The organism is Streptomyces sp. NPDC054757 (assembly GCF_053612185.1).
Genome location: NZ_JBSHBW010000009.1, coordinates 19,196 through 39,764, shown reverse-complemented (window position 1 = coordinate 39,764; position 20,569 = coordinate 19,196). Strand labels below are relative to the sequence as shown.

The following is a 20,569-nucleotide window of genomic DNA, read 5'->3' as shown; positions in this document are numbered from 1 at the left end:
CCGATGCAGGGCGGGCCAGGTCTGCCGCAGGCCGGCCCGCTCAGTCGATCAGGGCGTACCTCTGTACCCAGGCGTGCATGGCGATCGCCGCGGCGGCGCCCGCGTTGATCGACCGGGTCGAGCCGAACTGCGCGATCGAGCACACCAGCTGTGCGTGCTTCCGGGCCTCCTCCGTCAGCCCCGGCCCCTCCTGCCCGAACAGCAGCACACACCTCCGCGGCAGCTCCGTCCGCTCCAGTGGGACCGCGCCCGGGAGATTGTCGATCCCGATGATCGGCAGGCCCTCGGCAGCGGCCCAGGCGGTGAGGGACTCCGTGTCCGGGTGATGGCGCACATGCTGGTAGCGGTCGGTGACCATGGCCCCACGCCGGTTCCAGCGCCGCCGCCCCACGATGTGGATCTCCTTGGCGAGGAAGGCGTTGGCGGTACGGACGACCGATCCGATGTTGAAGTCGTGGCTCCAGTTCTCCACCGCGACATGGAAGTCGTGACGCCTGGTGTCCAGATCCGCGACGATCGCTTCCCGCGTCCAGTACCGGTAGGCGTCGACCACGTTGCGACGGTCCCCCGTGGCGAGCAGTTCCCGGTCGTACTGCGCGCCCTCAGGCCACGGCAAGGGGTGCGGCCCGACGCCGATTTCAGCCACGAAGACATCGTCGTACTGCGTCGGCTCGCCGGCACGCTCCGACAGCACGGGCGCACCCGGCGCGTCACCGGACGCTCCGGGTGCATCAGGTGCACCGGGTACACCCGTTGCGTCGGATGCTTCAGGCACTTCAGGTGTTTCCGGTGCTCCGGGGGGTTCCGGTGCTTCGGGTGTTTCGGGTACTTCGGGGGGAGTCTCGCTGGTCACCCCACGAGCGTACGGGGCTGCTCGCCCTGCTCCCCCTCGGCCGTACGAGGTGCCACCACCCGCCCGCGCCGCGCACCGGTTCGCGCGCGGGCGGTCAGCATGGCTGCCCGGCCGCCCAGCCAGAGCAGGAACCCGGTCGGCAGAAAGACCGCGTCCGCCGCGATCATCGCCATCGAGAAGAACGGCAGGCCCAGCAGCACCGCGATGCCGGCATGCTCCATGATCATCGCGACCAGCAGCACGTTCTTGACGCGCCGGTTGAAGAGGGTGAAGGGGAAGGCCACCTGAACGATGACCGTGCCGTACGTCAGCAGCATCACCATCACACCACTGGCGGCGAGCAGTGAGGACAGGGCCGGCCAGGGCGAGAAGTAGTGCAGATTGAGCGGGTAGTAGAGGGCCGTGCCGTCCTCCCAGCGGGAACCCTGGATCTTGTACCAGCCGGCCGTCGAGTAGATCAGACAGACCTCGGCCGCGATCACGACGAGACCGGCGTTGTGCGCGAGATTGGCGAGCACGTCGAGGAAGGTGCGGGGCTCCCCCGGCGCCATTCGGCTCACCACCCACCACAGGCCCTGGACCAGCCACATCGCCCAGAAGATCAGCGCCCAGCCGCCGCTCATCTTCCCGAGCAGAGTGATCACGAGAAGCGCGACACCGAGCACCGACCAGAGCAGCGGTCCGACCCGGCCCCCGGCAGGTTCGGAGGCGGCGGGGCCGCCGGTTTCGGCAGCCTTCGCGGTACGGGCCGCCCGGCGCGCGTCCAGCGACCAGACCTGTGAACAGCGCGTCACCAGCAGATAGATCGCCATGATGTGGATGACGTTGTCCCCGCCGTCGCCCGCGAAGATGGACCGATTCTGCAGTGACAGCACGCCGACCATGAACATCGCGGACGCGAAGCGCGTGTGCCAGCCGAGCAGCATCAGCACGCTGGACAGCACGGCGAGGGCGTACACCACCTCGAACCACGCCGTGGAATCCGACCACATCAGAGCGGTGAACGCGTGGTTGCTGTCGACGAGCTGCCTGGCCAGGCCCCAGTCCCACGGGGAGTGGGGCCCGTACAGCTCACGGCGGTGCGGCAGTTCGCGCAGGAGGAAGAGCAGCCACGTGGCGGAGAACCCGATCCTGACCACCGCGGCCTGATAGCGGCCCAACGGGGCTGCGGTGATGCGCTGGATGCCGCGCGCGATGGCGAGGCCGACGTTACCGAGGTGGTCGGTGTCGCTGCCGCCACCGGCGCTGTTGCCGGTGCCGTCACCGCCGGCGCTGTAACGGCCGGTGCTGTTGCCTGTGGTGTTGGCGTTACTGCTGGCTGAGGTCACCGGCCGGCCTCCGTACGGTCCGCAGGGACGACTGCCCACCAGGGCAGGACCCGGTAGGAGACCTGTGTGTTGATCTTCTCCTGGCTCCACGGGGGAGCCTTCACCGAAGAGGTCGCCGAGCGGACCTGTATCCGCTCGATCGTGGCACCGTTCCGCTGCTCGTCACTCAACCGCATGACGACGATGCGGCGGATGTACCGCTCGGACAGGTCGCCGCGCAGCCCGACCGGCTGGTTGTCATTGTTGTGGGAACCAGTGAAGAAGTCCCAGCCACGACGGAGCTCGTTCTGGTCGACGTGGCTGGGGAGAGGGTTGTGGTGGAGGGAAGCCCCGTCCTCGGCTGACAGATCGGTCCAGCCTGTGGTGGTGAGTCCGCCACTCTTCGTGCGTATTTCTGCACGGGCCTGAACGTCGATGTTCTGCTGGAGCGGATTGGGTGCGAAGAGCTTCCAGTTCTGCTCGAACTCGGGGTAGATCCAGTCGTCCACCGCCTTGCCGTACTTCTTGCTCACCGTGTTCGACGGCGCGACATGCAGAAAGACCATCGACAGGTGGACAGCGGTCAGCACCCCGATGAGCCCGAGCGCGATGGCCGCGGCCACCTGGTACGGAAAGGAGAGCGCGACGATCCCACGGCCTTCCCCGGCAACCCCACGGGGCTCGGGGGCGCCATGAGACTCGTAGCTCCCACCGGGCTCGGGAACCTCACGCTGCTCGTCGGCCTCACCCGACTCACGAGCCCTGCCCTGCTCGGGGGCCTCACCCGATCCAAGACCATTGCCCGGCTCGGCGGCCCCATCCGACTTGGACGCATCGCCCGACTCGGTGGCTCCACCCGACTCGGAAGCCCCGACAGCCCCATCGGCCCCGACAGCCCCGTCGGCCCCGGAAGTCTCCACGGGCTTTCGGGGCGGAGGTGGAGGTGGAGGTGGTGGAGCTTTTGGAGATGGAGCCTCGGGCCCGCTCGCCCCGGGCTCCTCACTGCCGTACGAATCCATCCCGCCCCGATCCCCTTTGGTGCCCGCCGGTCTTCAGGCCAGTTATCCACAGGGTTGACACCCTAAGGGCCCTCGCCCCACCATTGAAGTCCATGAACCGAACGATCGGTCGGTAGGGGGCACGCGATGGCGACAGTGGCGTACGGGACGGACGGGGCACCACAGCCCCCGGCGGCCCCGGGCCCCTCAGCGGCGCCCGGGGCCGGACCTGACGAGATGAGGCAGGCCGCCTTCGACGCCGCTGTGGCCGCGGACGAGCGGATCGAGCCACGGGACTGGATGCCGGACGAGTACCGCGCCTCACTCGTACGTCAGATGGCCCAGCACGCCCACTCCGAAATCATCGGGATGCAGCCCGAGGCCAACTGGATCACCAGGGCCCCCTCCCTGCGCCGTAAGGCGATCCTGATGGCGAAGGTCCAGGACGAGGCAGGACACGGCCTGTATCTGTACAGCGCGGCCGAGACCCTCGGCACCGGCCGCGAAGAGCTGCTGGACAAGCTGCACTCAGGACGTCAGAAGTACTCGTCGATCTTCAATTACCCCACGCTGACCTGGGCCGATGTCGGCGCGGTCGGGTGGCTGGTGGACGGCGCTGCGATCACCAACCAGGTGCCGCTCTGCCGCTGCTCCTACGGTCCGTACGCGCGGGCGATGGTCCGGGTCTGCAAGGAGGAGTCCTTCCACCAGCGCCAGGGCTTCGAGCTGCTGCTCACCCTCAGCCGTGGCACACCTGAACAGCACGCGATGGCCCAGGACGCCGTGGACCGGTGGTGGTGGCCGTCGCTGATGATGTTCGGCCCGCCGGACGACCAGTCCGCGCACTCCGCGCAGTCCATGGCCTGGAAGATCAAGCGGCACTCCAACGACGAGCTGCGCCAGCGTTTCGTGGACATCTGCGTCCCCCAGGCCGAGGCCCTGGGTCTCACCCTCCCCGACCCCGATCTGCGGTGGAACGAGGAGCGGGGCCGGCACGACTTCGGCAGCATCGACTGGACCGAGTTCAAGGAAATCCTCAAGGGCAACGGCCCCTGCAACGAACAGCGGATCACCCAGCGCCGCCGGGCCCACGAAGAGGGCGCCTGGGTGAGGGAGGCGGCGACCGCGTACGCCGCGAAGACAGCAGCCGGTGCGGCGCCGAGCGCCGGCGCGGCAGAGCAAGGGAAGGCGCCCGCATGACCGCCACATCCGAGAACAGCCCGGCCACCGGGGAGTGGCCGCTGTGGGAAGTATTCGTGCGCTCACGGCGCGGGCTGGCTCACACCCACTGCGGCAGCCTGCACGCACCCGATGCCGAGATGGCCCTGCACCATGCCCGCGATCTCTACACCCGGCGGAACGAGGGCGTCTCCATCTGGGTGGTTCCCTCCACCGCTGTCACCGCCTCCTCGCCCGACGAGAAGGACTCGTTCTTCGAACCGGCCGGTGACAAGCCCTACCGGCACCCCACGTTCTACGAGATCCCGGAAGGGGTGCAGCACCTGTGAGCGCGGCTCTCGCCCTCGGCGACGACGCACTGGTCCTCTCCCACCGCCTGGGGGAGTGGGCGGGCCACGCGCCGGTACTGGAAGAGGAGGTGGCCCTCGCCAACATCGCCCTCGATCTGCTGGGACAGGCACGGGTGCTGCTCTCCCTGGTGGGGGACGAGGACGAACTCGCCTATCTCCGCGAGGAGCGCACCTTCCGCAACCTCCAGCTGGTCGAGCAGGAGAACGGCGACTTCGCACACACCGTCGCCCGCCAGCTCTTCTTCTCCACCTACCAGCACCTGCTGTACGACCGGCTGGCCGGCGGAGCCGGTCCCCTCGCTCCGCTGGCGGGGAAGGCGGTCAAGGAAGTCGCCTACCACCAGGAACACGCCGAGCAGTGGACCCTGCGGCTGGGCGACGGGACAGCCGAGAGCCATGAGCGGATGCAGCGCGGTCTTGACGCGCTGTGGCGTTTCACCGGAGAGATGTTCCAGCCGGTCGAAGGGGTGGACGTGAACTGGTCCGGCCTGGAGGACAGCTGGTCGGCTTCCGTGACGGAGCTGCTGTCGCGGGCCACCCTGTCCGTGCCGTTCGGGGCACGGACAGGGGCCTGGTCCGCGGGGGCGGGGCGGCAGGGCCTGCACACCGAACCGTTCGGGCGGATGCTCGCCGAGATGCAGCATCTGCACCGCAGCCATCCGGGGGCGACATGGTGACCACCACACCGCTCGAAGCGGAACTGCGCAAGCTCGCCGGAGCCGTCCCCGACCCCGAGCTGCCGGTGGTGACACTGGAGGAGCTGGGAGTGCTGCGGCGGGTGGAGATCCTGGGCCCCGGCCGGGTCGCGGTCGAGCTCACCCCGACCTACACGGGCTGCCCGGCCATCGAGTCGATGTCCTGCGACATCGAGCGGGTCCTCCACGAACACGGAATACCGGATGTCTCGGTGCGCACCGTGCTGTCACCTGCCTGGTCGACGGATGACATCAGCGACGAAGGCCGGCGGAAACTGGCCGAGTTCGGGGTGGCGCCCCCGCGTCCGACCGGCCCTGTCGCCCTTGCGCTGGCCATCCGCTGCCCCCACTGCGGATCGACCGACACCGAGCTGCTGAGCCGGTTCTCGTCCACGGCCTGCAAGGCGCTGCGCCGCTGCGCCTCCTGTCACGAACCCTTCGACCACTTCAAGGAGTTGTAGATGTTCCATCCGCTCCGGGTCAGCGCGGTCGAACGGCTCACGGACGACGCCGTGGCGATCACCTTCGCCATCCCCGCGGAGCTGCGTGAGACGTTCCGCCACACCCCCGGCCAGCATGTGGCCCTGCGCCGCGTCGTGGACGGCGCGGAGATCCGCCGTACGTACTCGATCTGCACTCCTGCTGTCGGCGCCCCCGACGAACCGGTCGTGCGGGTAGGGGTGCGGCTGGTGGAGGGCGGCGAGTTCTCCACATACGCGCTCAAGGAGCTGGGCGTCGGGGACACCGTCGAGGTCATGGAGCCGATGGGCCGCTTCGCCTTCGGGCCGCGACCGGGCCGGTTCGCGGCGATCGTGGGAGGCAGCGGCATCACACCGGTGCTCTCCATCGCGGCGACCCTGCTGGCCCGTGAGCCGGATGCGCGGTTCTGTCTGATACGCAGCGACCGCACCGCGGCCTCCACGATGTTCCTCGACGAGGTCGCCGATCTGAAGGACCGCTGGCCGGACCGCTTCCAGCTGGTGACCGCACTCTCCCGGGAGGAGCAGCAGTCGGGTCTGCCCTCGGGCCGACTGGACCAGGAGCGGCTGGCAGGGCTGTTGCCGGCGCTTCTGCCGGTCCCGGACGTGGACGGTTGGTTCCTGTGCGGACCATTCGGTCTGGTGCAGGGCGCGGAGCGGGCGCTGGAGGGGCTGGGAGTGGCCAGGTCCCGTATCCATCAGGAAATCTTCCATGTCGACGACGGCACCTCCACCGCCGAGGCACCCGTGGTGCCGGTGTCGGCGGCCGGTCCGGCGCACAGCACGCTGACCGCCACCCTGGACGGACGGTCGGGCACATGGCCGGTGCAGAAAGGGGATTCGCTTCTCGAAACGGTCCTGCGGAGCCGTTCCGACGCACCGTATGCCTGCAAGGGCGGGGTGTGCGGAACATGCAGGGCGTTCCTGGTCTCGGGTGAGGTGCGGATGGACCGCAATTACGCGCTGGAGCCGGAAGAGACCGAAGCCGGTTATGTGCTGGCCTGTCAGTCGCACCCGCTGACACCGGAAGTGGAGCTGGATTTCGACCGCTGAGAGCGATCCTGTTCGCTTCGCCGCCGGTGTTCCGCATCTCGGCCCGTTGCCCTAATCTGACGCAGCATCAGAAATGCTGGACAGGTTGAGCGGGTCGGCGTGGGAGGACAGGGCTGTGGACTTCACCTTCACCGAGGAGCAGCAGGCGGCCGTAGAGGCGGCGAAGGCGGTCTTCTCGGGCGTCGCGCCCGACGGAGTGCCCAGCCCGGCGCTCACGGCGGGCGCGGTGGCCGAGGACTTCGACCGGACCCTGTGGGGGAAGCTGGCGGAGGCGGATCTGCTGAGCCTGGTTCTGGCGCCCGAGTACGGCGGGGCAGGGCTCGACGCGATCGCGCTCTGTCTGGTGCTGCGCGAGTCCGCCCGGGTGCTGGCCCGGGTGCCCCTGATGGAGACCAGCGCGGTCGCGATGGCGGTGGAGCGTTACGGCAGCGCGGAGTTGAGGGAAGCGGTCCTGCCTGCCGTGGCCCGTGGTGAGCTGGTCCTCACCGTCGGCGCCAACGGCCGTACCGGCCACGATCCCGCCGAACTCGCCGTCACCGCACAGCGGGACGGTGACAACTGGGTCCTCGACGGGGTCCAGACAGGGGTGCCTTGGGCACAGACCGCGGATCTGATAGCGGTACCGGCCCACACCCCTTCAGGAAGCGCGGTATTCGCGCTGATCTCCCGTAACGGGCCGCGGGGGTCCGCCGGCGCCGCTGAGACCTCCGGAGTCACTCTGGCCGAGCAGATCTCCACCAGTGGAGAGCGTTTCGCTGAGGTGCGGCTGGACTCGGTCCGGGTCCCGGGCCGCGATGTCATCGAGGCCGACGGCGCCTGGGAGTTGCTGCGCGATCTGCTGACCACCGGCACCTGTGCCCTCGCGCTGGGCCTGGGCGAGGGGGTGCTGACCATGACCAGCGCCTATACGAGCAAACGGGAACAGTTCGGTTTCCCGGTCGCCACCTTCCAGTCGGTCGCCGTCCAGACCGCGGACCGCTACATCGACCTTCGCGCCATGGAGGTGACGCTCTGGCAGGCGGCCTGGCGCCTCTCCACCAGCGCGGGCGGACCGCTTCCCGCAGCCGGGGACATCGCCGTGGCCAAGATCTGGGCCTCCGACGGTGTACGCCGTGTCGTCCAGACCGCACAGCATCTGCATGGCGGTTTCGGGGCTGACACCGACTATTCGCTGCACCGGTACCACGCGTGGGCCAAGCAGGTGGAACTCGCACTCGGCCCGGCCGCAGCCCACGAGGAAGCACTGGGCGGCCTACTGGCAGCCCACCCCCTGGGCTGACCCCGCCGGGAGGCCGGCCGGGACGCGGGAGGGCGGCCTGGGTGCGTCAGTCCAGGGGCGCCACGGAAGGGCAGCCTGGGGCGCCAGTCTCGGGGGCGCCAGTGTCAGCGGCGTCAGCCAGAGTCAGAGGACGTACGCGGCGTCTCCGCCGTCCGTCACCATCGGGCGCCCGGCGCCTTCCCAGGCGAGCATTCCGCCGTCGACGTTCACCGCGTCGATCCCCTGCTGCACCAAGTACTGGGTGACCTGGGCGGAACGGCCGCCGACCCGGCAGATCACGAACGCCCGCCCGCCCTCGGCCACCGCCTCGGTCACCTCACCGAAGCGCGCCACGAACTCACTCATCGGAATGTGCAGGGCCCCCTCGGCGTGCCCGGCCGCCCATTCGTTGTCCTCCCGGACATCGACCAGCAGGCCGTCGGCCGGTACCGCCGCGATATCCACCTGGGGCAGCGGGGCGAAATTCATGGGTCATGCCTTCTCTCATGTGCACAGCTGAGGTCACCGGGAACGCTACTGCACCATCTCCGCGAGCTCGGCCTCACGCTCGGAGACCTGGGCGAGCAACTGCTCCGCGATCTCCTCCAGCAGCCGGTCCGGGTCGTCCGGTGCCATCCGGAGCATCGCTCCGATAGCGCTCTCCTCCAGCTCCTGGGCGACCAGGGACAGCAGCTCCTTGCGCTGGGAGAGCCACTCCAGCCTGGCGTAGAGCTCATCGCTCTCGCTGGGCTCGGCAGCCTCCTGGACCGGACCGGCGGCCCACTCCTCGCCCAGCTCCCGCAGCGCCGCCTCGTCGCCCCGGGCATAGGCGGCGTTGACCCGGGTGATGAACTCGTCACGCCGTTCCCGTTCCGCGTCGTCCTGCGCCAGGTCCGGGTGCGCCTCCCGGACCAGCTCGCGGTAGAGCTTGCGCGCCTCCTCACTGGGCCGTACCCGCTTCGGCGGCTGCACCGGCTGCTCGTTCAGCATGGCCTGCGCCTCCGGAGGCAGCCCCTCCGAGTCGATCCAGTCGTGGAACAGCTCGTCAACGCCGGGCATGGGCAGCACCATCGCCCGCGCCTCCTGGGCCTTGGCCAGGTCCTCCGGGTCGCCGCTGAGCGCGGCACGGGCCTCGGCGAGCTGCGCGTCGAGCTCGTCGAGGCGGGCATACATCGGGCCGAGTCTCTGGTGGTGGAGCCGGGAGAAGTTCTCGACCTCCACCCGGAAGGTCTCCACCGCGATCTCGAACTCGATCAGTGCCTGCTCGGCGGCGCGTACAGCCCTCTCAAGCCGCGCCTCCGGCCGCTGCTCGCCCATGGGCTGCCCGCTCTGGTCGTCGTCGTTCCGGGTGGTCGTGCCCCCGGTGGCATCCTCCGTCACCCGTCCAGCCTACGGGCGCCCGCACCTCCCGGGTCACACTCCCGGCTCAGCCGCCATCCGTCCGCACCGCACCGCCGTCACCAGTTCCGCGTGATCGGCCTCCGTACGGTCCGCGTAGGCCACGGCGAAGGCGGCCACCGCCTCGTCCAGTTCCTCGTTCCTTCCGCAGTACCCGGCTATCAGCCGGGGGTCCGCGCTGTGCGCATGGGCCCGCGCCAGCAGCGCGCCGGTCATCCGGCCGTAGTCATCGACCTGGCCGGCCGCCAGCGCCACCGGGTCCACGCTGCCCTTGCGATTCCGGAACTGCCGCACCTGGTAGGGCCGCCCCTCCACCGTCGTCCAGCCCAGCAGGCTGTCACTGACGACCTGCATCCGCTGCTGCCCCAGCACCACCCGGCGCCCATGGTGCTCCGTCCGGCCCGATGTGAACCCGGCCGCGGGCAGATAGGGCAGCAGCGCCGAGGCCCGTGCCTCCTTCACCTGGAGCACCAGTGGTTCGCCCCGGTGATCGAGCAGCAGCACCACGTACGAGCGGGTGCCCACACTGCCGGTGCCCACCACCCGGAAGGCCACGTCATGGATCGCGTACCGCGCCAGCAGCGGAAGCCGGTCGTGCGGCAGGGTGCCGAGATACTCCGCGAGCGATCCGGCCACCGTTGCCGCCTCGGCGTCCGGGACCCGGCGCAGCACCGGGGGTGCATCCACGAAGCGGCGGCTGCCGTCGCCGCACTCCTCGGTCGCCCTGGCGGCGAAGCGCGCGCTGGTGTTGCCACGGGCCTTCTCGGAGACCCGCTCCAGCGTGCCCGCGAGGTCGTGCGCGTCCGCGTGCGAGACCAGTTCCTCGTCGGCTATCGCGTTCCACGCGTCGAGCACCGGCAGCTTCGCCAGCAGCCGCATGGTGCGCCGGTACGCCCCCACGGCGTCGAAGGCCGCCGCCCGGCAGCTGTCCTCGTCCGCTCCGGCCTGCCGGCCCGCCAGCACCAGGGAGGCCGTCAGCCTCTTGAGGTCCCACTCCCAGGGGCCGGTCTCGGTCTCGTCGAAGTCGTTCAGATCCATGACGAGGCGGCCCCGCGCATCGCCGTAGAGACCGAAGTTGCCCGCGTGCGCGTCACCGCATATCTGCGCGGCGATGCCCGTGGACGGCGTGCCCGCGAGGTCGTGCGCCATCAGCCCCGCGGCACCGCGGAGAAAGGCGAAGGGAGTGGCGGACATCCGGCCCACCCGTATCGGCACCAGGCTGGGCACCCTGCCCCGGTTCGACTCCTCGACCGCCCGCACCGGGTCAGGGCGTCTCCCCTCCGGGACCGGCGCAGCATGGGCGGACCGGGGGACGCGGGTCCGCAACTCCTTCCCCATGGCCTTCGGTGAGCGCGACGACGGCGGATGCGGACCGGGCGGAGCGCCGGCCATCCGCTGCGCGAATCCGGCCACCGCCGGGATACGTACCTGCTCGTCCATGGAGCCCCCGCTCTCGATCAACACCGACTGCGTCGACCGTACCGCCGTGGGCCCGGGCCCGTTCGAGCCTGTGGACAACTGCCCGGTTGTGGACAACTCGGCTGTACAGCGGCGCCGTTCAGCCGTGCGCTTCAGCGGTGCGAGGCAGCGGTGCGGTGCAGTGGTGCAGTGCAGTGGCGCGGTGCAGTGGTGCAGTGGTGCAGTGGTGCAGTGGTGCAGTGCAGTGGCGCGGTGCAGTGGTGCAGTGGTGCAGTGGTGCAGTGGTGCAGTGGTGCAGTGAGACGGGGACAGGTGCCGGTGCGGTTCTGGACTTGGGCCGGCGCGCCCCGGTGCCGGCCCCGGGCCCGCTCACACACCCACCGCTTCTTCCAGCTCCTCCTCTTCCGCCTCTTCCTTCGCCGCCGCTTCCTCCGCCGCGTGCCCCTTCTCCTTCTCCGGCTGCGCTTCCACCACTGCCCGCTGTGGCGCCTCCGGCGTGGCCGCCGTCCGCCCGGCGTCCCGCGCTGCCGACTTGCGGCGGCCCGCCTCGACCAGCCCCGCAACGCCCGTCACCACCAGCCCCGCCAGTAGCCAGAAGGCCAGGACCAGCACATTGCCGCCGAGGGCGTGGCCACCGAAGTACACATGGCTGCGCACACCCTCCACAAAGCCCGCGCCATTCCAGAAGGCGTGCAGCGCCCCGAAGAATCCGGGCTGCAGCTCGGGCCGGAAGATGCCGCCGGAACTCGTGAAGTTGAGCATCACGAACAGCACCATCACACCGAGCGTCGTCCACCGCTTCAGGAAGGTGTGCAGTCCCACCCCGACGAGCAGGATGCCTGCCGAGTAGATCCACGCCATGGCCCAGACCCCACCGAGCCCCTGGCTGACCAGATGGAACACCGGCCCGGCAAAGGCGGCGCCGATCGCGCTGACCACCAGGGAGGTTCCGAGCGCCAGCAGCGCCCTGATCCGCAGCGGAAGCACTCCACCGGCTCCGCCGATCACCGCGACCGAGGCGTACGAGCCGATACTCAGGGCGACCAGCAGGAAGAAGATGCCCTGTCCTGTCGGGTCGCCACTCGCTGTCGGCGCCACGTCGGTCACCTTGAGCGGTTCGCCCTGCTGGGCCGCGACCTGTGTGAACACCTTCTCCACCGCCGTGGCCGTGGTGTCGGACGACGCGGAGGCGACGACCAGTTCGGGGCTCGTACGGTTCGGCACGAAGGCGCCGTACACGTCCTGGTCCTTCAACTGCTGCACGGCGGCGGAGCGGTCCGGGACCGTCCTGACGTCGAGGGCACCGTCCCCCTTGTCGTGCAGCGTCTGCGCCAGCACCTGGGCGCTCGGCCCGGAACCGACGACCGCGACCCGGAGTTCATGCGGCTGCGGGGCGTGGAACGCCCCCAGATACGCGAGCCCCATGCCGATGCACATCAGCAGGGGCGTGACGAGATGGCCGAGGACATGGCGCAGAGCAGCCCCCGTACTGACGGCACCGTTCGTGGGGCCTGCGGACATCGGACACCTCTCCTGCTCACTGACGCGCTAGTTGGCTTTTACAACTTCTATTTGAGTTGTACTATACAACTAATAACTAGGAGGGCCAACCATGACCGGCAAAGACCCCCGGGACCACGACGCGTCCGTCGACACGATCCAGCGCGAACTGACGGCGTTCGCCCGGCGCGCCCGCGCCACGGCCGCCCGCCTCCACCCCGAGCTACCCCTGGTCTCGTACACCCTGCTCGCGCACATCGACGACAGCCAGGGCTGTCGCGCGACCGATCTCGCGGCGCATTACATGCTGGACAAGTCCACCGTCAGCCGACAGCTCGCCGTGCTGGAAAAACTCGGCCTGGTCGAGCGCCGCCCCGCCGCCGACGACCAGCGGGTGCAGGTGCTCCACCCCACCGAAGCCGGTACGCGGAAACTCGCCTCGTCCCAGGGCAGCCGGCGCGCGGCCGTCCGTGACCGGCTGGCGGACTGGAGCGAAGAGGACCTCGACCGCTTCGCGACCTATCTACTGCGTTACAACTCGGCAGAGTTGAGCTGAGAGCCGGGCCGGGTGAACAGCGCCGGGTGAGCAGCGCCACAACCGGTCAGAGCGCAGTCGGCCCGGTCAGCAGGGGCCGCCCGCGTCCGGGAGATACGCCTCCGCCCACTGTCCGAGCTCGTGGAGCGCGGGCCCCAACGCCCTGCCCGCCTCGGTCAGCCGGTACGAGACCCGCAGCGGGGGCCCTTCGTCCACCTCGCGTACGAGCAGTCCCGCCGCCGCGAGCTCGGTCAGCCGGTCGGAGAGCATCCGCTCACTGATACCGGGAATGGCCCGCCGCAGGTCCGCGAAGTACACGGGCTGCTGCATCAGCACGGCCACGATCAGGCCCGTCCAACGCTTGCCCAGCAGCTCGAAGACGCGCGTGATCGCCCCGCCGACCTGCTTGCACGTCTGCTCGCTGTGTTCCGCCATGCCCACAGAGTACTGAGTGCGGACCACTCCGTAGCAGCTGCGGAAAAGTAAGTGACTATGCTAAAGATAGGAACGCATGGTTTTTAGGATTACGGACCGCGACCACGCGCCGCCTACGCATCCCCATTCCACCCACGCCCCACCCACACTCCATGGAGACCGACATGGCCACTCTTCTGCACATCGACTCCGCCGTCTTCCCACAGGGCTCCGCATCCCGTGACGTCACCGCCGTCTTTGTGAACGCCTGGCGGGAGCAGCACCCCGAGGGCGTGGTCATCTACCGTGACCTCGCCGCCCATCCGCTGCCGCACCTGGACGCCGCCGCCGCGGCTGCGGGCGTCGAGTCACCGCTGCGGGCCGAGCTCGCCAACGAGCTTGCCGAGGCGGACGCCGTGCTGATCGGCGCCCCGATGTACAACTTCTCGATCCCCTCGACCCTCAAGGCCTGGCTCGACCACGCGATCATCTCCGGCCACAACGGCGGCGGCACGGAGAGCCCGCTGGCCGGCACCCCGTTCACGATCGTGGCCAGCCGCGGCGGCTCCTACGCTCCCGGAACCCCCCGGGAGACCTTCGAGTTCGTCCAGAACTACCTGGAGAAGCTGCTGACGGGGATGTTCGGCGCCGAGGTCGACTTCATCGTCCCCGAACTGACGCTGGCCGCCTCGCAGCCCGCCATGGCCGACCTCGTACCGCTCGCGGAGACCTCGAGGGCCAAGGCGCTGGAAGACGCAGCCTCCAAGGCGAAGGCGCTCGCCACGCGTCTCGCGGCCTGACCGTCCCACCGCAGACCCCCGGCGCACAGAAGGCCGTACACATCAGGACGGCCAGGACAGATCAGGGCGGCCAGGGCTGCCTCCGCAGAAACCCCCGTGCGGCTCTCGTCGACCCGCGCGGGGGTTTCACGTGAAACCCAGGCCCCAAGCGACCTCGGGGCGGCCCGAAGCAGCCTCAGATGGTCTTCGCTGCCCGCTCAACCCGCTGAGCGCCGGACGTGGCCGACTCCGCCCCCAGAGTGACCCCGGTGGGCTCCACCGAGTCCGCCGCGTCCGCCGAACGGGCCGCGCCCGCAGCCGCATCGGATTCCGAGGCCGCAGCGCCATGAGCGACCGGCGAGCCCGGCGAGCCCGGCGCCGACGCCCCGTCCTCCTTCATCGCCTTCGCCTCGCTCTTGAGAATGCGCATCGACTTGCCCAGCGCGCGGGCGGTGTCGGGCAGCTTCTTCGAGCCGAACATCACCATGACCACGACTGCCACGATGAGCAGGTGCCAGGGCTCCAGGCCGTTGCGGAGCATGTCCACCCCACCCTTCTTCTCGTCGGCCGACGGACCGTACCGCCGGAATCATCTCCAGAAAAGCTTGCTACATTGCGCAACTGTACAACCATGGGGTGGGGCCGTTCGTCCCCTCTGTACGGACGGACGGATGAAAGCGCGCAGATGAAAACGAGCGATCGGACCACACGCGGAGGCAAGCGGATCCCCCGGCCCGCGACCGGAGAAGGCACGGCCGCAGGGAAAGAGCGCCGCGAGAAGAACGGCACGAGCGGCCACGCCGATCACGGAGCCGGCCAGGGGACGGGCCACCGGCCGCCCCACCGCGGACAGCACGCCACCCATGCCCCGGGACGCGGGCCCAAACGCCGGAAGCGTCAGGGGCGCAGCCGCACCCGGCTCGTACTCGCCATAGCCGTGGCCCTGCTGGTGCTGGCCACCGCGGGCGCCGGCTGGGTCTACCTCCGGCTGAACGGGAACATCAACTCCTTCAGCTCGGACGGCATCTCGGCCGACCGGCCCACGGCCTCGACCAAGGGCCAGAACGTACTGGTCATCGGCTCGGACGCACGGACCGGCGGCAACAGCGTGCTGGGCGGCGGCGACAAGAACGACGTGGGGCGCTCCGACACCGCGTTCGTCCTGCACATCTACGCCGACCACAAGCACGCGCTCGCCGTCTCCATCCCGCGCGACACCCTGGTCACCATCCCGTCCTGCAAGCTGCCCGACGGCAGCTGGACCAAGCCGCAGCCGCAGACGATGTTCAACGCGGCCTACTCCGTCGGCCAGACCGCCAAGGGCAACCCGGCCTGCACCCAGAACACGGTGGAGAAGCTCACCGGTCTGCGCATCGACCACACCGTCGTCGTCGACTTCGAGGGCTTCTCCAAGCTGACCGGCGTCGTCGGCGGCGTCCAGGTGTGTCTGCCGCAGAACATCTACCAGCGGGATCTCGACCCGAACCGCACCACCCGCGGCAAGCTCCTCTTCGCCAAGGGGGAGCAGAGCGTGTCCGGGCAGAAGGCGCTCGACTATGTACGGATCAGGCACGGCATCGGTGACGGCTCCGACATCGGACGGATCAAGCGCCAGCAGGCCTTCGTCTCCTCCCTGATCAAGAAGGTGAAGGACGACGGGTTCACCCCCACCAAGCTGCTGCCCCTCGCCGACGCGGCCACCCACTCGCTGACCGTCGATCCGGGGCTCTCGTCCGCCGACAAGCTGCTCTCCTTCGTGATGTCGCTGAAGAGCATCGATCTGCACAACACCAAGTTCGTCACCATCCCCTGGCGGTACCAGGGAGCGCGCGTGGCCATAGTCGAGCCGGACGCGAACGCCCTCTGGTCCGATCTGCGGGCCGACCGCACGATCGACGGCAAGGACGCCAGCGGCAAGAAAGGCAAGGAGGGCAAGGACGGCGAAACGGGCAAGGACGGCGGCCCCGCGTCCCCCGGCCCCTCCTCGACACCGGCCGCCCCCCAGGGCCCCGTCTCCGGTGCCGGAATCGCCGTCACCGTGCAGAACGGCACCACGGTCACCGGTCTCGCGGCCCGCGCGGCCCAGAGCCTCCGGGACCACGGCTTCACCGTGAACGGGACGGTGACGGCCCCCACCCAGGACCGCACCTCCACCGTCGTCACCTACGGTCCCGGTGAGCAGAGCAAGGCCGCGACCGTGGCGAGGCTCTTCGTGGGGGCGACCGTCCAGGAAGCGCCCGCCGGTACCGCGGGCAGCGGTGTCACCGTGACCCTGGGCCAGGTCTACGCCGACAACCCCTCCGCCACCCCGAGCAGCGACCCGGCGGCCTCCTCGCCGGCCGATTCGTCGCCCTCCTCGCTCCCGTCGTCCGTGGCGTCCGGTGCCCGCTCCGGGGACGACGGGCCGTGCAGCAACCTGTCCTACGGCTGACGTTCAGCGACCTGTCCTACGGATGAGCGGCCCCGGCCGCCGGTACGGACCCGCCACCGCCCCACGCCACGGTCAACACGCCACCGCGCGAGGGCTGTCGGGCCGGCGGTCGCCGTACCGGCGGCTGTCGTACCGCCGCCTGGCCGCCGCGAGCCCCACCGCGTACAGGCCGAGGACCACCAGGAGCAGCGCGTAGTAGAGCCCCGGCAGGGCCGCCATGCCCAGCAGCGGCCCGAGCGGTGAGAGCGGGAGCAGCAGCCCGACGGCGGCGAGCACGGCTGCCGCCCAGCGGACCGGACTGGTCCCGTCCGCCCGGCGCCCCGAACCGGCACCGGCCCCCGCCCCCAAGTTGTCCGGGCCGGGCACACCGCGTTCGGCCGCCCGGCGCCCCGTACGCAGCAGAAGCATGACCAGCGACTGCGTCAGGAGGTTCTCCACGAACCAGCCGGAGTGGAACACGGTCTCGCTGTCCGGGCCGCCGGGACCGTGTACGGCGAGTGCCAGCACCCCGAACGTCGCGAGGTCGGCGACCGCGTTGAGCACGCCGAACCCGGTGATGAAACGGAGGAAGTCGCGCGATCGCAGAGTGGCGGGGCTGCTCAGCACACCCGGGGCGGGCCGGTCGTAGGCGAACGCGAGCTGCGCCGCGTCGAAGCAGAGGTTCTGCACCAGCACCTGGGCCGGGAGCATCGGCAGGAAGGGCAGCAGCAGACCCGCGCCGAGCATCGCGATGACGTTGCCGAGATTGGACGAGAGCGTGATGCGCAGATACGTCGCGATGTTGCCGCTGCTGTGACGCCCTGCCGTCAGCGCGTGTTCGACGGCCGAGAGGTCCTTGGCGTGCTCGGCGAGCACCACGTCCGCGCCCTCCCGCGCCACATCGGCCGCGTCGCGCGGGCAGATCCCGACATCCGCCGCGTACAGGGCGGGCAGATCGTTGACGCCGTCCCCGAGGAAACCGCAGACGTGCCCTTCGGACCGCAGCGCGCGGACGATCCGCGCCTTGTGCTCCGGGGTGCAGCGGGCGAAGACCACCGTTTCGCCTGCCGCCGCGGCCAGTTGGCCGTCCGTGAGGGCGTCCATGTCGCGGGCGGTGAGCACGGTCCCCGGGTCGAGCCCCAGCTCCCGGCAGACGCGGGCGGCCGTACCGGGGTGGTCACCCGTGACGACCTTCACCGCCACGCCCATCCCGGCGAGCTTGGGCAGCGCGTCGGCTGCGCCCGGCACCAGCGCGTCCCGCAGGGTCACGAAGCCGCGGAAGCTGAGGCCGCGCTCGTCGGCAGGGGTGTACGCCCGCTTGCGCGCCGGGCGCTCGGCGGTCGCGACGGCCAGCAGCCGCGCCCCGTCCCGTACATGCTCCCCGGCCGCCGCGAGCAGCCGCTCCCGCTCCGGGCCGTCGAGCGCGCAGCGTTCCAGAACGTTCTCGACTGCGCCCTTCACCACGAGAGTGTCGACGCCGAGCCGCCCGGGACGGCGTACGACCGCGGTCGACAGGCGCCGCACCGGGTCGAAGGGCAGCGCGGCGATCCCCTCGTACGGCAGGAACTCCTCGCCGTCCGACCCGTCGAGCAGCGCCTCGTCGAGCGGGTCGGGGGCGGGCAGGTCGGCCAGCTGGAGGGTCCACCAGGCGTTGACAGCGGCCCAGTGCAGCGCGTCGCGGTCGTCCGCACCGGCCGCGTCCAGCGCCCGGTCGACCACGGGCAGGTCCTGGGTGAGCGTCCCGGTCTTGTCCAGGCACAGCACGTCGACCGCGCCCAGATCGTGCAGCGCGGGCAGCCGTTTGACGATCACCCCGTGGTGACGGGCGAGGAGAGAGGCGCCACGGGCCAGACAGCTGGTGACGATCACCGGGAGCATCTCGGGGGTGAGGCCGACCGCCACCGCGACGGCGAACGGCAGCGTCTCCAGACCCCGCCCGCGCAGCGCCGCGTTCGCCATCAGCACCAGCGGCGGGGTGAGCAGCATGAAGCGGATGAGGATCCACGAAATACCGTGCACTGACCTGTCGAAGGCGCTGGGCCCGCGCGGCCCGGCCGCTCCGTGCCCGGCGGCGAACCAGGTCCGGGCCCCGGTCGCCACTACGACGGCGCTGCCGCTGCCCGACGCGACGCTGCTGCCCTGGAAGCAGAGGTGCGCACGGTCGAATGCGCTGCCGTCGGACGCCGTACCGGGCACATCGGTCGCGGACTTGGCGACGGCCGCCGACTCCCCGGTGAGCACCGCCTGGTTGACGCTCAGGCCGGTGGAGCGCAGCAGCCGCACATCGGCGGGGACCAGATCGCCCGGCCCGAGCCGGACCACGTCACCGGGCACCAGCTGGTCGACCGGGACCTCACGGGCCGCCGGAAGGGCGTCGTCCGCCGGCCGCCTGAGCACGGTCGCCGTACTGGCCACCAGTCCGCGCAGCGCGTTCATCGAGCGGTCGGCGCGGTGCTCCCCCGCGGAGCGCAGCGCACAGCTCACCACCACGAGCGCGGTGATCACCGATGCGGTGCCCCACGCGGCGACCAGCGACGAGACCACTCCGAGGCAGAGCAGCACAGCGGTGAAGGGGTCCCGGACGCTGCGCAGGAAGCGTACGAGCCAGGGGACGGGGAGCCGGGCGGGCAGGGTGTTCTCGCCGCACTGCCGCAGCCGTGCGTCGGACACCGCTTCCGTCAGCCCGCGCGGCCCGCTGTCCAGGGCGCGCAGCACCTGGAGCGAGGTCAGCGCCCCCAGATCGGGTACGGCGCCGCCGGCCGCCGGAACACCCTCTGCCACCCGCACGGCCCGCAGGGCGGCCCCGGGGCCGGGCTCCGGGGCCGCGGCGGCCTCAGGTGCCTGTCCCACGGAGGTGACCCGCCCGGGGAGCCCCGCCGCCGGCCCGGTCGGCGAGCTGGCCGACCACGAGCCGTACGACGGTCACCACATCGGGATCGTCGACGAAGTACACCTGCCGCCGCCCCTCCCGCCGGGAGCGCACCAGACCGGCCAGTTTCAGTTTCGTCAGATGCTGGCTCACCGCGGGGAGCGCACCGCCCACCCGCTCCGCGAGACCGCTCACATCGCTCTCGCCCTGGGCCAGCGCCCACACGATGTGCAGCCTGGCCGACGAGGCGAGCAGACCGAACGCGGCGGCCGCCTCCGCGAGCACTTCGGCGGAAGGATCCGGAAACCTCTCGACGCCTGCCGCCACTTCGCCTTCCCCCACCGCTGGACCACCCTCGGGACCACACCAGTCTAGGCCGCGCGGCTGTGCCGCATTTGCGTCCGGACAGCGGGAGCACCTAGCTTAACGGTACGAAACAGTTTCGTTTACTGGAGTGGGTATGCCGCAGCCCGAGTCCCGGAGAACACGGCTCACGCCCGAGCGTGAGGCGGAGATCTTCACGGTCACCCTGGATCTGGTCCGCGAGGTCGGCTACGAGGCCACCCGCCTCGACACCGTGGCGCAGCGTTCCCAGTGCAGCAAGGCCACCCTGTACCGCCGCTGGCACGGCAAGCCCCGGCTGGTGTCCGAGGCGCTGCGGCACGGCAAACCCTTCACCCTGTCCGGCCTCGACACCGGCTCCCTGCGGGGAGACCTGTACGAGATGACCTCCCGCATCGGGAAGGCCAGGAAGGACCACGCCCTGATGCGCGGCATCGCCCTGGCCGTCCGGCAGGACTCCGCACTCGCGGAGGCCATGCACGAGACACTGGTACGGCCCGACCTGGAGGCCGCCCGCGGGATCGTCGACCGCGCCATCGCACGCGGAGAGATCGATCCGGCCAATCCGGCCCTCGACTTCTTCCCCCACCTCATCCAGGGCGCGGGCTTCGCCAGGCTGGTCTTCGACCAGCGCGAGCCCGACGCCGACTACCTGCGCCGCTACGTCGACGCCGTCGCCCTCCCCGTGTTGCTCCGGGAGACCGACGGCAGCGCCACAGATACCACCTGAG

21 protein-coding genes are annotated in these 20,569 nt (G+C 70.4%); 10 read left to right on the top strand and 11 right to left on the bottom strand.

Annotated elements, in window-relative coordinates:
* Positions 1-40: 40 nt before the first annotated feature.
* The 3 genes from ACWGKJ_RS13765 to ACWGKJ_RS13755 form a co-directional block, all read right to left on the bottom strand.
* On the bottom strand, positions 41-694 hold the full coding sequence (locus ACWGKJ_RS13765; protein WP_385019608.1) for a TrmH family RNA methyltransferase: 654 nt from the start codon (positions 692-694) through the stop codon (positions 41-43).
* 155 nt (positions 695-849) lie between these two features.
* Entirely contained in the window at positions 850-2,181 is a 1,332-nt protein-coding gene (locus tag ACWGKJ_RS13760) for an HTTM domain-containing protein (RefSeq protein ID WP_385019610.1), read from the bottom strand.
* The gene (locus tag ACWGKJ_RS13755; RefSeq protein ID WP_385019612.1) at positions 2,178-3,080 is read right to left on the bottom strand and encodes a DUF5819 family protein; all 903 of its coding nucleotides are present in this window, start codon (positions 3,078-3,080) and stop codon (positions 2,178-2,180) included. The genes ACWGKJ_RS13760 and ACWGKJ_RS13755 overlap by 4 nt, the downstream gene beginning before the upstream one ends.
* A 225-nt stretch (positions 3,081-3,305) precedes the next feature.
* On the opposite strand from ACWGKJ_RS13755, the gene paaA reads away from it, so the two are divergent.
* From paaA to ACWGKJ_RS13725, 6 genes are all read left to right on the top strand, one after another.
* The gene (gene paaA, locus ACWGKJ_RS13750) at positions 3,306-4,358 is read left to right on the top strand and encodes a 1,2-phenylacetyl-CoA epoxidase subunit PaaA (protein WP_385019614.1); all 1,053 of its coding nucleotides are present in this window, start codon (positions 3,306-3,308) and stop codon (positions 4,356-4,358) included.
* Positions 4,355-4,666: a 1,2-phenylacetyl-CoA epoxidase subunit PaaB gene (paaB, locus tag ACWGKJ_RS13745; RefSeq protein ID WP_385019616.1), complete on the top strand. Its 312-nt coding sequence runs from the start codon at positions 4,355-4,357 to the stop codon at positions 4,664-4,666. The genes paaA and paaB overlap by 4 nt, the downstream gene beginning before the upstream one ends.
* Entirely contained in the window at positions 4,663-5,364 is a 702-nt protein-coding gene (gene paaC / locus ACWGKJ_RS13740; RefSeq protein WP_385019618.1) for a 1,2-phenylacetyl-CoA epoxidase subunit PaaC, read from the top strand. The genes paaB and paaC overlap by 4 nt, the downstream gene beginning before the upstream one ends.
* Positions 5,358-5,843 (top strand): 1,2-phenylacetyl-CoA epoxidase subunit PaaD, encoded by a 486-nt coding sequence (gene paaD, locus ACWGKJ_RS13735; RefSeq protein ID WP_385019620.1) that lies wholly within the window; start codon positions 5,358-5,360, stop codon positions 5,841-5,843. Before paaC ends, paaD begins: the two co-directional genes overlap by 7 nt.
* Positions 5,844-6,914: a 2Fe-2S iron-sulfur cluster-binding protein gene (locus ACWGKJ_RS13730; RefSeq protein ID WP_385019622.1), complete on the top strand. Its 1,071-nt coding sequence runs from the start codon at positions 5,844-5,846 to the stop codon at positions 6,912-6,914.
* A 115-nt stretch (positions 6,915-7,029) separates the two neighbouring features.
* Positions 7,030-8,193, top strand: coding sequence for an acyl-CoA dehydrogenase family protein (locus tag ACWGKJ_RS13725; RefSeq protein WP_385019624.1), 1,164 nt, complete (start codon positions 7,030-7,032; stop codon positions 8,191-8,193).
* Positions 8,194-8,316: 123 nt separating this feature from the next.
* On the opposite strand, the gene ACWGKJ_RS13720 is transcribed toward ACWGKJ_RS13725, so the two are convergent.
* The 4 genes from ACWGKJ_RS13720 to ACWGKJ_RS13705 form a co-directional block, all read right to left on the bottom strand.
* Positions 8,317-8,661: a rhodanese-like domain-containing protein gene (locus tag ACWGKJ_RS13720; protein WP_385019626.1), complete on the bottom strand. Its 345-nt coding sequence runs from the start codon at positions 8,659-8,661 to the stop codon at positions 8,317-8,319.
* A gap of 45 nt (positions 8,662-8,706) precedes the next feature.
* A complete protein-coding gene (locus ACWGKJ_RS13715; protein WP_385019651.1) occupies positions 8,707-9,489 on the bottom strand; it encodes a J domain-containing protein in 783 nt (260 codons plus the stop codon).
* Positions 9,490-9,585: 96 nt separating this feature from the next.
* Positions 9,586-11,010 (bottom strand): DUF2252 domain-containing protein, encoded by a 1,425-nt coding sequence (locus ACWGKJ_RS13710; RefSeq protein ID WP_385019628.1) that lies wholly within the window; start codon positions 11,008-11,010, stop codon positions 9,586-9,588.
* Between the two features lie 348 nt (positions 11,011-11,358).
* Positions 11,359-12,510, bottom strand: a complete 1,152-nt coding sequence (locus ACWGKJ_RS13705; protein ID WP_385019630.1) for an ABC transporter permease — start codon at positions 12,508-12,510, stop codon at positions 11,359-11,361.
* Positions 12,511-12,601: 91 nt separating this feature from the next.
* Here ACWGKJ_RS13705 and ACWGKJ_RS13700 point away from each other — a divergent pair, with 91 nt between their 5' ends.
* Positions 12,602-13,045: a MarR family winged helix-turn-helix transcriptional regulator gene (locus ACWGKJ_RS13700; RefSeq protein WP_266855192.1), complete on the top strand. Its 444-nt coding sequence runs from the start codon at positions 12,602-12,604 to the stop codon at positions 13,043-13,045.
* Between the two features lie 66 nt (positions 13,046-13,111).
* On the opposite strand, the gene ACWGKJ_RS13695 is transcribed toward ACWGKJ_RS13700, so the two are convergent.
* On the bottom strand, positions 13,112-13,459 hold the full coding sequence (locus tag ACWGKJ_RS13695; RefSeq protein ID WP_385019633.1) for a winged helix-turn-helix transcriptional regulator: 348 nt from the start codon (positions 13,457-13,459) through the stop codon (positions 13,112-13,114).
* 164 nt (positions 13,460-13,623) lie between these two features.
* Here ACWGKJ_RS13695 and ACWGKJ_RS13690 point away from each other — a divergent pair, with 164 nt between their 5' ends.
* Positions 13,624-14,238, top strand: a complete 615-nt coding sequence (locus ACWGKJ_RS13690; protein ID WP_385019635.1) for an FMN-dependent NADH-azoreductase — start codon at positions 13,624-13,626, stop codon at positions 14,236-14,238.
* Between the two features lie 175 nt (positions 14,239-14,413).
* Here ACWGKJ_RS13690 and tatA read toward each other — a convergent pair whose 3' ends face one another.
* Positions 14,414-14,758, bottom strand: a complete 345-nt coding sequence (gene tatA / locus ACWGKJ_RS13685; protein WP_385019637.1) for a Sec-independent protein translocase subunit TatA — start codon at positions 14,756-14,758, stop codon at positions 14,414-14,416.
* Positions 14,759-14,902: 144 nt separating this feature from the next.
* Here tatA and ACWGKJ_RS13680 point away from each other — a divergent pair, with 144 nt between their 5' ends.
* Positions 14,903-16,648 carry an LCP family protein gene (locus tag ACWGKJ_RS13680; protein ID WP_385019639.1) on the top strand — a complete coding sequence of 582 codons (1,746 nt, stop codon included), beginning with the start codon at positions 14,903-14,905 and terminating at the stop codon, positions 16,646-16,648.
* Between the two features lie 72 nt (positions 16,649-16,720).
* On the opposite strand, the gene mgtA is transcribed toward ACWGKJ_RS13680, so the two are convergent.
* Positions 16,721-19,477 carry a magnesium-translocating P-type ATPase gene (gene mgtA, locus ACWGKJ_RS13675; RefSeq protein WP_385019641.1) on the bottom strand — a complete coding sequence of 919 codons (2,757 nt, stop codon included), beginning with the start codon at positions 19,475-19,477 and terminating at the stop codon, positions 16,721-16,723.
* Positions 19,461-19,823 carry an ArsR/SmtB family transcription factor gene (locus ACWGKJ_RS13670; RefSeq protein ID WP_385019653.1) on the bottom strand — a complete coding sequence of 121 codons (363 nt, stop codon included), beginning with the start codon at positions 19,821-19,823 and terminating at the stop codon, positions 19,461-19,463. The genes mgtA and ACWGKJ_RS13670 overlap by 17 nt, the downstream gene beginning before the upstream one ends.
* A 133-nt stretch (positions 19,824-19,956) precedes the next feature.
* On the opposite strand from ACWGKJ_RS13670, the gene ACWGKJ_RS13665 reads away from it, so the two are divergent.
* Positions 19,957-20,568: a TetR/AcrR family transcriptional regulator gene (locus tag ACWGKJ_RS13665; protein WP_385019643.1), complete on the top strand. Its 612-nt coding sequence runs from the start codon at positions 19,957-19,959 to the stop codon at positions 20,566-20,568.
* Position 20,569 lies beyond the last annotated feature (1 nt).